The organism is Mitsuaria sp. PDC51, from assembly GCF_900113225.1.
Lineage (GTDB): Bacteria > Pseudomonadota > Gammaproteobacteria > Burkholderiales > Burkholderiaceae_C > Roseateles.
Genome location: NZ_FOZE01000003.1, coordinates 523,048 through 535,976, shown reverse-complemented (window position 1 = coordinate 535,976; position 12,929 = coordinate 523,048). Strand labels below are relative to the sequence as shown.

General features: G+C 65.2%; 12 protein-coding genes. 3 read left to right on the top strand and 9 right to left on the bottom strand.

Annotated elements, in window-relative coordinates:
* Positions 1–77 precede the first annotated feature (77 nt).
* Together BM393_RS22795 and BM393_RS22790 are read left to right on the top strand one after the other, a co-directional pair.
* Positions 78–680: an alpha-ketoglutarate-dependent dioxygenase AlkB gene (locus BM393_RS22795; RefSeq protein ID WP_091733333.1), complete on the top strand. Its 603-nt coding sequence runs from the start codon at positions 78–80 to the stop codon at positions 678–680.
* A gap of 216 nt (positions 681–896) precedes the next feature.
* Positions 897–1,316 (top strand): VOC family protein, encoded by a 420-nt coding sequence (locus BM393_RS22790; protein WP_091733330.1) that lies wholly within the window; start codon positions 897–899, stop codon positions 1,314–1,316.
* A gap of 176 nt (positions 1,317–1,492) precedes the next feature.
* On the opposite strand, the gene BM393_RS25465 is transcribed toward BM393_RS22790, so the two are convergent.
* The gene (locus BM393_RS25465) at positions 1,493–1,972 is read right to left on the bottom strand and encodes a hypothetical protein (protein WP_217648504.1); all 480 of its coding nucleotides are present in this window, start codon (positions 1,970–1,972) and stop codon (positions 1,493–1,495) included.
* A 162-nt stretch (positions 1,973–2,134) separates the two neighbouring features.
* Here BM393_RS25465 and BM393_RS25460 point away from each other — a divergent pair, with 162 nt between their 5' ends.
* Positions 2,135–2,884 carry a hypothetical protein gene (locus BM393_RS25460; protein WP_141225454.1) on the top strand — a complete coding sequence of 250 codons (750 nt, stop codon included), beginning with the start codon at positions 2,135–2,137 and terminating at the stop codon, positions 2,882–2,884.
* 830 nt (positions 2,885–3,714) lie between these two features.
* Here BM393_RS25460 and BM393_RS25455 read toward each other — a convergent pair.
* From BM393_RS25455 to BM393_RS22750, 8 genes are all read right to left on the bottom strand, one after another.
* Positions 3,715–5,424 carry a hypothetical protein gene (locus BM393_RS25455; protein ID WP_141225453.1) on the bottom strand — a complete coding sequence of 570 codons (1,710 nt, stop codon included), beginning with the start codon at positions 5,422–5,424 and terminating at the stop codon, positions 3,715–3,717.
* A gap of 581 nt (positions 5,425–6,005) precedes the next feature.
* Positions 6,006–8,372, bottom strand: coding sequence for a diguanylate cyclase domain-containing protein (locus tag BM393_RS25450; protein WP_141225452.1), 2,367 nt, complete (start codon positions 8,370–8,372; stop codon positions 6,006–6,008).
* A gap of 48 nt (positions 8,373–8,420) precedes the next feature.
* Positions 8,421–8,858 carry a DUF1801 domain-containing protein gene (locus BM393_RS22775; RefSeq protein WP_091733325.1) on the bottom strand — a complete coding sequence of 146 codons (438 nt, stop codon included), beginning with the start codon at positions 8,856–8,858 and terminating at the stop codon, positions 8,421–8,423.
* Positions 8,859–8,870: 12 nt separating this feature from the next.
* Positions 8,871–9,284, bottom strand: coding sequence for a VOC family protein (locus tag BM393_RS22770; protein ID WP_091733323.1), 414 nt, complete (start codon positions 9,282–9,284; stop codon positions 8,871–8,873).
* Positions 9,285–9,360: 76 nt separating this feature from the next.
* The gene (locus BM393_RS22765) at positions 9,361–9,810 is read right to left on the bottom strand and encodes a helix-turn-helix transcriptional regulator (RefSeq protein ID WP_091733320.1); all 450 of its coding nucleotides are present in this window, start codon (positions 9,808–9,810) and stop codon (positions 9,361–9,363) included.
* A 91-nt stretch (positions 9,811–9,901) separates the two neighbouring features.
* Positions 9,902–11,398, bottom strand: coding sequence for an ATP-binding protein (locus BM393_RS22760; protein WP_175538471.1), 1,497 nt, complete (start codon positions 11,396–11,398; stop codon positions 9,902–9,904).
* On the bottom strand, positions 11,382–12,065 hold the full coding sequence (locus tag BM393_RS22755; RefSeq protein ID WP_091733315.1) for a response regulator transcription factor: 684 nt from the start codon (positions 12,063–12,065) through the stop codon (positions 11,382–11,384). Before BM393_RS22755 ends, BM393_RS22760 begins: the two co-directional genes overlap by 17 nt.
* A gap of 131 nt (positions 12,066–12,196) precedes the next feature.
* On the bottom strand, positions 12,197–12,826 hold the full coding sequence (locus BM393_RS22750; RefSeq protein ID WP_141225451.1) for a hypothetical protein: 630 nt from the start codon (positions 12,824–12,826) through the stop codon (positions 12,197–12,199).
* Positions 12,827–12,929: the final 103 nt, after the last annotated feature.

The window sequence follows — 12,929 nt, the reverse complement described above, 5'->3', positions numbered from 1 at the left end:
ATCGCGAGGACCGGATGGTTGCTGTCTTCGCGCTGCTTCCGAGACGGTGCGGAAGTCTTCCTGCAATACTCGGCCGCATGTCTCCCAGCGCCGATCAGCCCTCCCTCTTCGACGACTTCGATCCGCCGGCCGATGCCCTGCCCGGCGGCATGCGTTATCAGTCCGCCTTCCTGTCGCCCGACGAGGAGCACGCGCTGATCGCGCTCATCGGCACGCTGCCGCTTGAAGCGGCGCAGTACAAGCAATACACCGCGCGCCGCCGTGTCGTCAGCTATGGCGGCAGCTTCGACTACGACGCCAACCGCCTGCGCCCCGCGCAGCCGCTGATCGAAGCGCTGCATCCCCTGCGCGAGCGCGTCGCGCAATGGGCGGGAATCGCACCGGATGCCCTCGTTCACACGCTGGTCGCCGAATACGCGCCCGGCACGCCGCTCGGCTGGCATCGCGACGTGCCGGACTTCGAGGACGTGTTCGGCGTGTCGCTCGGCGCTCCGGCGACGCTGCGATTCCGCCCCTACCCGCCCGATGCGCCCAAGCGGACGGACGTCCTCAAGCTCACCGTCGAGCCGCGGTCGATCTACGCGCTGCGCGGTCCTTCGCGCTGGGCGTGGCAGCACAGCGTCGCGCCGGTCGAGCGGCTGCGGTGGTCGATCACATTCCGGACCGCGCGAGCGAAGTGATCGATGAACACGGAGCCTGCGTCGATGGCCCCACGCGACGCCGGTCCTTTGCACCAAGCCGCTTGACCGTCCTCGCGGCTCGCCCCTACGATCGCGCCCGCTTCGCAGTCATCGCCATGACCTGCACCGAGCCGTAAGCGTTTACGTCAGCCAACGCGCAACCCCGCCGGTTCCCCGACGCAGCAGCGTCGCGCCGGCTTGCGCATAGGCATTGCAATGACCACGCACTCCACCACGGTTCGTTCCACTTTCAACCACCTCAGCTTCCCCTCCCCCGACGCTCCCGCGACGGCCGCGTTCTTCGAGCATTTCCTCGGCTTCTCCGTGGCCGTCTTCGGCCACAGCCGCATCGTCAAGAAGGACCAGCTCGACATCGTCATCGAGGACGGCCGCGACCGCGATTGCACCTGGCCGCGCAACTTCCATGTCGGCGTCGAAGTGGCGACGCGCGCGGACCTCGAGCGCATCCATGCCGACATGCTCGCGGCGGGCATCCGCATGGAGACCGCGCTGATCACGCACGTGCGCGGCTCGCGCTTCTTCTGCTGGATGCCGGGAGGCGTGATGCTGGAGGTCAATACCCGAGAGGACGCGGCAGTGGAGTTCCGCGGGACGTTCGCGAGTCAGCGAGGTTGACGGGCGATTGCTGATCGGGCGGATCAGGATTTCGTACGGTTGAGACACCATGATCGATCCGTCAATGTCGACCTCGCGAAGCACCGCCTCGAAGTTCTGATCCGGAGATCGAATCGTCAGGAGGTCCCCTCGGCCCTGAGCCCACCCAGCGGCATTCAACGCTGCGTCACGAAGAGTCAGTTGCGCCAATCGCCTGTCCATTGCTTGAGGACTTTGAAATCTTGCGGTGAGCCTGGCCAAAGGGCGATCTTGTAAGAGTCCTTACCTGCCAGGCCGTGCGCTCCTATTCGCTCGAGACCACTGAACAGCACAACGACTTGGTAGTCTCCGGCGGATACCGAAAGGAAAAGCCGCTCTGGGCCGGTGCATTCGTGGAGTTGCAGATGCCCTGTCTCAAGGCGCAGTGAGCATGAGAAGGCGTGATCGAACGACCCAAGGTCAATGGTCTGCTCCTCTGTGAAAACTTCAACTTCGACGGGGACGTCCATGTTGCTGACCGGCGCTATAGCCACGACCGACTCTGTCACCTTGCCACCATTGCGTAGGTCGTCGTCCGACCAGTCCTCAGGAGCCGACCAGTTCGCTCCAACGCTGGCAATGTAGAACTGAAAGTAGTCGGCAAAGACGACAAGGGAGGCACGATGAAGGAGCGGCATACGTTCTTGCGGCCTGCGATCTGCAACTCGCTGACTATGCCAGCCCGCGACTCCGAAAGCTGCCATACATTGACTTCAGTGTCTGGCTGGGCATCGTCCTTCGCGATGGTCGCGATCAGATGTCCGATTCCGCTGCGAAGCCCAGTCTTCACTCCGAGAGCCATGCACAACGACGTACCCACTTCAAGACCGCTCACAGGGCTTTCGAATGACGGCCGTGGCCTTCCCCATCTCTGCGGTGGATGGCACGACAAAGCACGCGACTACCTTCTGGCGGCGCTGCTGAGCATTGCGTCCGGCACGTCAGCTTGCGCTTCCGGGACGGTGGAGACTCCGAGGACTTCCGGCGGCGCGTCTGGAGGCACATCCGGCTCGACCGCTTCAGCCGCAGGGAACGCCCAGTCCAGCGGCACGCTGTGCCAGGCCGACGAGGTGGTCGCCTTCTCCTGCCCGACAGCGACCAAGATCGTCTCGCTGTGTGCCAAGCCCGAAGCCGGCCCGGCCGCGAAGCAACTGGCCTACCGCTACGGCACGGCGAAGAAGGTGGAACTGGAATATGTCGCCACGGCCGACAACGGCAAGCGTTTTGGCGCCACCGTATCGCCAGCGGCACCGGGCGCGTCGGTGCATCAACTCTGGTTCAACCGAGGCGACATTCGCTACCTGCTCACCGAGTGCGTCGGTGGCAGCTGTCCACACGGCGCCGGCGTGGCAGTGCTCAATCCGGAGAAAGTGCTGATGAGCGCGCGCTGCGTGGCCGGCGATACGCCGAGCCAAGCCTTCTTCTCCCGCTCGCTGATCGAGTTCGGCAACGGCGCGGACGACACGCGCTCGCGCACCGAGCTGATCAAGACCGAGGACTCGGACAACAGCCTGGACCAGATCTACAAGACGGGGCGTCAAACTCGGTGAGCGTTAGACGCGGATGAAAGCATTCAGGACGACGAACGGCCCCGTCGTCTGCGATCCCCTCGCCGCGAGCTCGATCCGAGTTGCTGTTTAATCGACGATGGTCTTGTCGGGCCAAGAGAGGTGGAGGCGTTCTCTCGCGTGTTGCTTGATGACGTGAAGGGGCTCATTTCTGGCATGTGACCCAAGCGGTGCGACTGTGCGTCGCTAATGTCCACTTCCGCTGCGGAGCTGCCACTCGGCGGCTGACTGCTGCTTTAGGCTGATGTGAGACGTTCGCCGCGGGGCGCAGCGACTACTCCGGCCAAAAGCGGACGGCTGCGCGCGGGCGGTTTGGCTGTTGGCTTGGACTTCTAGACCGGCCATTTAGTGACGTCGACTGCATACATGCGAGGGGCCGATGCGTAGGCTCGCAACCGAGGCATATCGACCGCCGGAGTCAGTCTAGGTTGGAAACGAGCAGCCCAAGACCTGATGATCGGCGCTAGGTCGTGCAGTCGATAGGTCCCGCTGCGAACCCGAAGCTCAGCTCTAGACCGGTCAGAGGCATTGGATCAAAGGCGGCCAATGTTGGCGGCCGCAACAACTGGTCCGAGGGACATACCGGCGACAAGCGACGGGTGTGGACGCGAAACCTGCCGATGCACGCGGCCACTGCGGCGCCACTCTTCAACCCGACGCTTGATATCGATGATCGCAGCCAACGGCCACGATATTGTGTAACTCGACCGCCTGCGATTCTCGAAAGGTGATGCTTGACTGCCCATAGTGGCATCTGGCCAGCCCACCTGGTTTTTGAATACTTGCACTTAATCACCATCGACCAGTCCCGGCTACGATTTGCGAGGCTCCCATGATTCGTCCGTGAAATCGGCCAAACTGTCAAATTCATTACACAGAAATGCCGCAGACGCAGGAGTGACAATTGACAATTCTGCCAACTGTTGTTGAAACTTCTTGTAGCGCACCTTTGCAAGCTCAAATACCTCCTCAAGCGTAGCGGCGCGATACTCACCACACGAAAGCTTCATAACGGCAAACAACATCTGATCAAGGTAGTCATGCGCATTTTCAACCAATGTGTGTATGTAGGTTGGACGCATGCCGGAGTGGACTAGCAGATTTCGAGTTCTATAAATTCTCCTAATTTGCCACTGTACCTTGGCTTCATGCAATGCCATTTGGGAACGAATTTTTTCGGGTGAACAAAGTGTTTCTGAAAGCTGAAAGGCACGATATCGAAGGAGATGGAAATCTCTTAGCTCGGCATAAAGCCTTTTGCGCAGTTCCAGATTACTTTGGACCGATAGCAAAGCTAAGGCGCGATGTACGGTACTAGGCCCCGCAACATCGGGCACCTTATCCAGGATTCGCTTAGCCGCCCACCGATTCCACGAAATTAAATCGTGAGTGAAGCGTTGGACAAGCCTTCGGATATAGGATTCCATCAAAAACGGCGTCGTTGCATCAAGGATGTTGACGATCTTTGAGCCGCCCGTTGTAGACGGAATGAGCGTTTCCAGCGAGGTCCATAGGGTCACAAGCTGATTGTCAATTACATCGCTTGCAACGCAAATGCCATGAAGATCAGCAACTCGATTGAAGCGATCTCGGCTTGAGCCCCTGATGGATAAATTGCGCAAAAGGCGATTCAATTCCTTTGACGCCTTTTCGGGCCTCAAATCAAACGGCTTTCGCATTGGCCCTTTGCTTAGCTTTGTGGCGACTGGGGAGTCAGTGCAGCATTGCTCGACCAGTGCGACCTCTTTCCAAGTAATTTTCTTCTGATGATAAAACACCGTAAATAAATCACTCAGCATGTCGAGCCTGTTAGCGCCCTCCTCCTGAGCGGAGTACGGGTCATGCGCCTTAAGTGGTCCGACAGAGACGTAGCATTCGCCTGAGCCGGCGACAAAGTCAGGAGTCTGCTGTTGCAATGAAAGAATTCCCGCAGGCAGCTCGTCGACAATTTCAATGCGAAATGCTGTTAACGATTCCTCCACGGTCTTAATAAGATCATTGACCACAAAGTAGACCGTGCATTGATGTAAGAACGGGTATAGGAGCTTTAGAAAGTCATCAACTTGCTCTGCTCGTTCCAGTGAATTGCCAGTCGAGCCAAAGAAGAAATCGCTTGTTCGGGCCAAGAGGCTCTGTTTACTTACTCCGATATTTATGAGAGTGGTCACCATTGTCCTTGCGGCGTGATCAATTCTCTTTTTCTCGCATTCCTTGACGCTGCTAGATAGTTCATCAAAGCAGCTATGCAAATATCTGTGAGGGTCAAGCGTTCGCCTAAGTGCACTAAGCTTTGTCTTCCTTTCTGCCAGTTTGCTGTCGTCTGACATGTCAATGTACTTTTCGATTGGCAGATCTAGAAGTTTTTTGGCAATTGAGTCGCGCTGAACACTCCAAATCAACTCTTCAAGAACAGGCTTTAAGTTCGCTGGCTCGATAAGGTTCTTTTCAATATTTGATACTATTTCCAGCGCCTCTTCACATAAGAATGGCGCATTCAGAGACATTGGCTTGTGAGTGTCCAATGTAAAATCCCAAAGAAGCTCGTCTAGCCTTTGCGCAAAAAATAGGAGGCCATGGACTTCATCTGTGATCTTCCATCGTGAGATATTTTTGAATCTCATATTTACCCCTGTTGCAAGTTGTTTTTCTGATGCTAAGGGGTGGCGATCGTGCTTAACCTTGGTGAAAACCTGAAGCTAGCGTTGAAGGGGGCTTCACAATGCAAATTGCCTACCAAGTGGTTCGCCTTCCTAATCGGCGTGCCGGATCGCCACCGCCGGATCGAGTTGTCGTCCTGCTCGCAGCGCAACTGGGGACCTCCGGCGAGGTCCAACGAGATATGCGGAGGCTAGACTGCCTGAGCGACTGCTTGACCTTCAACAGCGGCTTTCATTCATGCCACGTCAACCGGTGAACCGATGGCGGCTTCCGGTCATGGAGCGTGAGCGCGCCGTCATGACCGGACGACGGCACCCGCTGCACAGCCGACATCGCCCGCAAGGTGGAGGGCAGCCATTTCCATCCAAGGCATCCAGCTGAACTGGAAGCACGCTGCGGCTTGATCACCCGCTCGTTTCACTCCGTCATTCCGTCTTTCGAGCCCCTACACCCCCGCCAACACAAACCTCGACTTCCCCGACTGCTTCGCCTGATACATCGCCGCGTCCGCCTGTTCCAGCAGGGCGTCGCAATCGGCCGGCTCCTCCGCCGGCGACGACGGCGCCGACGCGCCGCCGATGCTTGCCGACACCGATACCCGCAGCCCGCCGAGCTCGAAGGGCTCCGAGAGCGCCTGCACCAGCTTGGCCGCGACCTTGGCCGCACCCCGCTGTCCGGGGTGCACCAGCGCGACCGCGAATTCATCGCCCCCCAGCCGCGCCACCAGGTCCCCTGCCCTCACCGCCGCGCGCAAGCGCTGCGCGGCCTCTTTCAACAGCAGGTCGCCGACGCCATGTCCGTGCGTGTCGTTGACCTCCTTGAAGCCGTCCAGATCGACATAGAGCACCGCCACGCTGGTCCCGTTGCGGCGCGCGAGCGCCAGCTGCTGCTGCACCATCTGCCGGAACAGCGAGCGATTCGCCAGCCCCGTCAGCGCGTCGTGATTCGCCTCGTGCTGCGCGGCGTCCAGCAGCCGCGCCGCGTGCGTCAACGCGCGCCCCACCCGATCGACTTCCACCACGCCCAGTGGCGGCACCTCCACCGCCACGCCCGTGCCCAAGGCCAGCGCCGGCTGCGTCAAGGCCTGGACCGCGCCGGCGATCCGGCCGCCGATCCGCCACGCGAGCAGCAGGCTGCCCGCGATCGTCAGCATGAAGCCGCCCACCAGCCACGCCAACGCCCGCGTCAATGGCAGCCGCAGGCTCGCGCTCGGCACGCTGATGCCCACCGCCCACCCCGACGATTCCGTCCGCACGAACGCCGTCTGCACCGCGACCCCATCGAGGCTGGTCGTGTCCATCAGCCCCTCCCACTGCCCACGTAGCTTGAGCAGCAGGTCCCGCGGCGCCTCGACGCCGAAGTAGCGCTCCGCCCCCCGCGTGCGCGCCACGACGCGCCCCTCGCGGTCATACACCGTCGCGAGCCAGTCCGGGTCCATCTGCTGCAACGCCAGCAGGTCTCTCAAGCGGTCCGGCGCGAGCCGCGCGCGCAGCGCCGTCGCGCCTTGAAGCTGCGCCGCCTTGTCCGCCGGCAAGGGCACCGAGACCTCGATCAACTGCTCTGGCGAAGGCTCTCCGGAAAGCGACGCCATCGCCTCGGTGGGCGCCGACACCGGCCTCGGCGCCACCGCGGGCGACGACGCGCCGGACGCGCCCGCGACCACCGTCGAGCCATGCCGGGGCTGGCGGATGTCCATCACCAGGTTGCCGGCGGAATCCTCCAGCCGCAGCCCGGAGGCGTGCAGCAGCGGCATCGCCTCCCGCGCCTCGAGCGAGAACGCCGCGAGCCCGTCGCCCGGCGGTAGCTGCGAGGCCGCCAGGACGCGCAGGCCGGATTCGACCCCGCTCAGGTCCCGGTCCACCGCGGCGGCGATGGCGCGCGCGGTGTTCAGGCGGTCGCCGGCCTTCGCGTCCCGCACGCGCTGGAAGTCCAACAGCACCAGTGCAAGCGTCATCACGGCCACCGGCATGACGGCGGCGATGACCAGGAACACCAACCGCGACCGGATGGTCGGCGGCGTCGCCTCGTAAACGGAGCTGAGCAGCGTGGTCAGCAGGAACAGCGTCGCCAGGCCCGCGATCACGAAACCCAGCCAGGCGCCGCCCATGCCGTCGGCCAGCGCGCCGCAGATGCCGCCCTCCGGAAAATTAGCCGCCGCCATGCCGGTGTAATGCATGCCCACGATCGCCGCGCCCATGACGACGGCGCTCGCCGACTTCTTCCAGGGCCCGGTGACGATGGTCTCGTGCCGCAGCCGGAAGCAGATCAGCAGCGCCGCCGTCGAGGCCGCCACCGCCAGCACCACGGACAGCGCGAACAGCGCCGGGTCGTAGCGGATGCCGGGCTGCATCCGCATCGCCTCCATGCCGAGGTAATGCATGCAGGCGATGCCCAGCCCCATCAGCGTGCCGGCGATCAGCAGCCGCCGCCGTCCCAGGCTGGGGCGCGCGATCGTGTGCAGCGCCAGCGCCGAGGACAACGCCGCCACCGCGAGCGACGCCAACGTGACCGGCACGTCATAGGCCAGCGCGATGGGCAGCGAGAACGCCAGCATGCCCACGAAGTGCATGGCCCAGATGCCGGTGCCCATCGCCAGCGCGCCGCAAGCGAGCCACAGCGCCGTGCGCACCGGCGACCCGGTGGCCGCGACCACCCGCGTCGCCATGTCCAGTGCAACGAACGAGGCGATCACCGCCGTCACGATGGACAGCGCCACCAGCAGCGGGTCGTAGACGCCCGTCACGATGTCAGGGCGCCGGAAGCCCGGGACGCCCGTGGAATCGATGCATGACTGGTTCCTCCCCCCTGGCATGCCGCCCGTCGCCGGGCCCTCGAAGGTTGATCGGGGCCCAGGCCGGCGTCACGCCGCGCGCGTCGCCTTTTTCGGCTTCGCCGCCGCGTCGTTCAGCGCGGCGGCGGCCTTGAACAGCGCCTTGAGCGCCTGCTCGTCCACCGGGTCGCCCTGGCGGATGTCGATGGCGCGGCGCACGTTGCCATCGAGGCTGGAATTGAAGAGCCGGGTCGGATCGGCCAGCTTCGCGCCCTTCGCGAAGGTCATCTTCACGACCTCCTTGTAGGTCTCGCCGGTGCAGATCTGGCCGTTGCGTTCCCAGACCGGCGTGCCCCGCCACTTCCAGGTCTCCTCGACGCCGGGCACCGCCTCCTTCATCAGCCGGCGCAGCCGCGCCAGCATCTCGCCGCGCCAGTCGCCGAGCTCGGCGATGCGGGCATCGATCATCGCGGCGGCATCGACGGCGCCGGCCGCTTCGGTCGTCGTGCTCGGGGTCGTGGTGGGCATGTCGTCCTCCGCTCAGTTCTTCAGCTGCTGGATACGGATCATGTTGCCGGCCGGGTCGCGCACGCCGAAGTCGCGCACGCCGTAGGGCTGGTCGGTGGGCTCCTGCACGATCTCCGCGTCCTGCGACTGCAGGCGCTGGAAGGTCGCGTCCAGGTCCTTCGCGCCGAGCAGCAACATCGCGAAGGTGCCCTTGGCCATCATCTCGGCGATGGTGCGCTTCTCGTCGTCGGTGACGCCGGGCGTCGCGTTCGGCGGGAACAGCACGATGGAGGTGTCGGGTTTGCCCTTGGGGCCGATGGTGATCCAGCGATTGCCGCCGAAGGCGACGTCCTTGCGGATCTCGAAGTCCAGGCCGTCGCGGTAGAAGGCCAGCGAGGCCTCGGCGTCGGTGTGCGGCAGGAAGGTCGAGTGGATGGTGATGTCCATGTGAATCTCCAGATCGGTTGCGGTCAGCGTGGTCGGCGGCCGTCGCCGCCGGGGTTCCGGACCCATGCGACGCAGTCTAGGTGGGCTGTTTCTCCGGCGCTTCTCGATTCCTGATCGGACGCGTCACCTGCTTGGCCACGCAGGACGGCAGGCCCTCGCCCTCGCGCGCGGCGTCGCGGCGGTAGGCGCTCGGCGGGACGCCGACGAGCTCGGTGAAGCGCGTGCTGAAGGTGCCCAGCGAGGCGCACCCGACCTCGAAGCAGACCTCGGTGACGCTGAGGTCGCCGCGGCGCAGCAGCGCCATGGCGCGCTCGATGCGGCGGGTCATCAGGTAGGCGTAGACGGACTCGCCGTAAGCCAGGCGGAACTGCCGGCTCAGGTGACCGGAGGACATGTGCACGCCCGCGGCCAGCGCCTCGACGTCCAGCGGCTGGGCGTACTCGCGATCGATCCGGTCGCGCACGCGGCGCAGGCGGGCGAGGTCGCGCAGGCGGGTGTCGGGCGAAGGGTCGGCGGCGGCAGGCATCCGGGCATCCTACCCAGCGCCACGCGAGGAACTCAAGCCGGGAGCTCGGGACCATCCCGGAGGCGCCCGAGCCGGAAGTCAGACGGTCCCGTCAGAACAGCGCCCGCCGCATCGACTGCGCATAGTCCGCCTGGAATCCGCAGGCAGCGGCACGCCCGGGCGGCGCGATGTCCAGCACCGGCACTCGCGGCGGCGCGTCCGCCGGCGCCTCGGCCGACGGCGCGGCGGGCTCAGCGGTCGCGGTCATGTCGCAGCGCAGCTCCAGCCCCGGCGAGCGGCGGTGTGCGCTCAGCCGCCAGCCGTGGGCCGCGGCGATCTCGGTGCAGATCGCCAGGCCCAGGCCTGCGCCCTGCTCGCGCCGGTCGACGCCGCGCCAGAAGCGCTCGAACAGCCGCGGCAGATCTTCCTCGGCCACGCCCTTGCCGTAGTCCAGCACCGAGAACCCGTCGGGGCTCACGGCCAGGGTCACCACGCCGCCCGGCGGACTGTGCTGGATCGCGTTCTCGAGCAGGTTCTTCAGCAGCGTGAACAGCGCGCCCCGATCGACGTGCCAGAAGCGCAGCGCGGGACTGAGCTGCAAGCCCAGCGTGACACCGTGCCGCGAGGCCACCCGCTCCATGAAGTCGAAAACCTCGCGCACGGCGGGCTTGGGATCGATCGCCTCGACCCGGTAGTTGCGCTGCTCGCTGGCTTCGGCCAGCAGCAACAGCTGCTGCACCTGGCGCGCGACACGGTCGACGTCCTCCAGGATCTGCTCGCGCCACACGCCCGGCTCCGCCAGTTCCACCTGCGCGCGGATCAGCGCCAGCGGCGTCTTCAACTCATGCGCCGCGTTGGAGAGGAACTCCTGCTGCGTCTTGAAGCCCCCCTGCAGCCGGTCCAGCGCCGCGTTGAAGGCCTCGACCAGCGGCCGCAGTTCGCGCGGCTGGCCGGCGGCCGGCAATCGCTGATCGAGCGTGCGCGGCGCGATGCGGCGCGCCGCGCTGGAAGCCTCGCGCACCGGCTGCAGCGCCTGCCGCAGCGCCAGGTGAATCGTCACGAAGAAGACCAGCACGAAGGTCGCCGCCAAGGCCATGAGGCCCTGGCGCAGGACGTCCAGCCCGATCGACTCGCGCATCTGCAGCACCATGCGGTCGCTGACCGCGAACTGGACGAACAGCCGCTTGCCGGCGTGCTCGCGCGGAATCGTCACGCCATGCATGGCCACGCCGCGGTGCGTGAAGGTGAAGGACTGGCGCCAGGGCTCGAAGCCCTTGCCGTTCCGGGTGAGCACCGCCGTCTCGCCGTCGGTGGCATAGATGGCGCGGCCGTTGGCGTCGATGACCCGCAACAGGACCTCCGCCCGGAAGCTCTCGAAGAGCCAGGGCTCGATCTTGGCCTCGTCGAAACCGCTCGGACGCCCCGCGGCATCGAAGCGCATGTGCCGGGCCAGCGCGGCGCCGTTGTCCTCGATCTGATCGCGCAGCACCCAGCGCGTGAACGGCTCCCACAGCACGGTGGACGCCAGGCCCACCAGCAGCGCGCTGAGCACCATGCTGGCCGCCAGCACCGCCAGCACCCGGTTGCGCAGGCTATTCGGCCAACGCATCTTGAAGCGCATATCCATGGTTCCGGAGATTGACGATGCGCAGGCTCGATCCGAGCGACGCCAGCTTCTTGCGCAGACGATGCAGCGCGACGTCGAGCGCATTCGGCGTCACCGCGTCGGACAGCCCCCAGGCCGCCGCCTCCAGCGCCGCGCGCCGGACCGTGCGCCCCTGCTGCTGCACCAGCGTGATCGCGATCTGCAGCTCCGCCGGCGCCAGCGCCACCGAGGCGCCCCCGCGCAGCAGCAGCGCCTCGCCGACGTCGACCTCGATGTCGCCGAACAGGGCGCGCGGCGGGCGCACCGCCGCCGGGCGGCGCATCAGCGCCCGCACCCGCGCCACCAGTTCCTCCATCGGAAAGGGCTTGGCGAGGTAATCGTCGGCGCCGGACTCCAGGCCCTCGACCCGGTCGTGGAGTGCGTCCCGCGCGGTCAGCATCAGGCAGGGCGTGCCCTGCCGCTCGGCCCGCAGGCGCTTGACCAGCGCCAGGCCGTCGCCGTCGGGCAGGCCCCGATCGATGACCAGCGCCGCATAGCCGACCTCGCGATGCGCGACCCAGGCCGCCTCCATCGCATGGAAGACGTCCGTCGGAATGCCGGCGGCCTGCAGGGCCTGACGGATCAGTCCGGCAAGCCGGACGTGATCCTCCACCAGGGCGATTCGATTCATGGGGAGAGGGGGCCGAAGCGGCACATGGTAAGGGAGGCAGGGAGGCAAGGGATGGCCATCGTCCGCTCCAGCGCCTTACCCGTTTCTTACCGGAGCGACACGGCGGCCGCTCCCCTCTCCCCGGTCGTCGCTCAAGCGACCTCGGCCGGCACCCGCTGGTGGTACTGGACGACGGCCACCCCGTCGCGGATGGCCTGCTCGTAGACGCCGAGCATGCCCAGCGCCTCGCGCAGGTCGTCGCGGATCGCGGCGGAGGCGATGACGGCCTCGTCGTCGTTGCACAGCGCGCCGTCCTCGTCATCGTCGCGCTTGAGGCGGTAGACGAGTTCGGCCACGACCGCCGCATGCTCGATGCGCTCGCGCAGCGTCTTCATCGCCAGGCCGACAGTGATGTCGCTGCGCGGGACGAAATACTCGACGCAGGCGGGCTCGAAGCGGCTCAGCGAGGGATACATCCGCGAGCTGTAGAGGAAGGCCTCGAACTCCTCGCGCGTCATGCCCTCCAGGGGGCGGATCTGCTCGAGGACCTCCTGCATGAACAGCAGCTTCGGGGGACGCGGGGGCGGCGCCGGCGGAGGCGCGCTGGCGCCGCGGGCCGCCTTGGGCAGGTCGCGCTCGTCGAGCCCGTCGGACTCGTTGCGCTCGTCAGGCTCGTCGGCCTCGTCGAGCAGTGCCGCGGCGGCGGTGACGGGACAGCCGGACGGCGTCATCGGGACGGCCGGAATGGCCGGGGCGGAGGGAGAGAGGGACATCGTGGACATGGACAGCTCCAGTTCGGATCGGATCAATGCATAGGCATCACCTTCGTGGGGATGACAGGGACCGCATCAGCGACGCGGGGGATGCATCTTCAGCGTGGCCGGC